Here is a 319-nt window from a genome sequence, read left to right as displayed (position 1 = left end):
GGCAAGCGGGTGCTGATCGACGAGGAGCACCGCTTCGAGGGGGTGAAGGTCGTCGGGGTCGATGAGCACGTGTGGAGGCACACCCGTCGCGGCGACAGGTACGTCACCGTGATCATCGACCTCACCCTAGTGCGAGATGGCACCGGCCCGGCACGGCTGCTGGACATGGTCGAAGGACGCTCCAAGCAGGCGTTCAAGACCTGGCTGGCCGACCGCCCGCAGGAGTGGCGCGACGGCGTGGAGGTGGTCGCGATGGACGGCTTCACCGGGTTCAAGACCGCCGCCGTCGAGGAACTGCCCGACGTGGTGACCGTGCTAG

Annotated in this window: 1 protein-coding gene; it reads left to right on the top strand. The window is 67.7% G+C overall.

Translation table 11 applies throughout. The annotated features are described in order from the left end of the window. Positions 1-319: transposase (locus tag D8M39_RS12500; protein WP_148111772.1), on the top strand; the 319-nt coding region annotated here is incomplete at both ends.

This window comes from Kocuria sp. HSID17590 (genome assembly GCF_003989485.1).
GTDB classification, from domain to species: Bacteria; Actinomycetota; Actinomycetes; order Actinomycetales; family Micrococcaceae; genus Kocuria; species Kocuria salsicia.
This window is presented reverse-complemented; position numbering and strand designations above follow the sequence as displayed.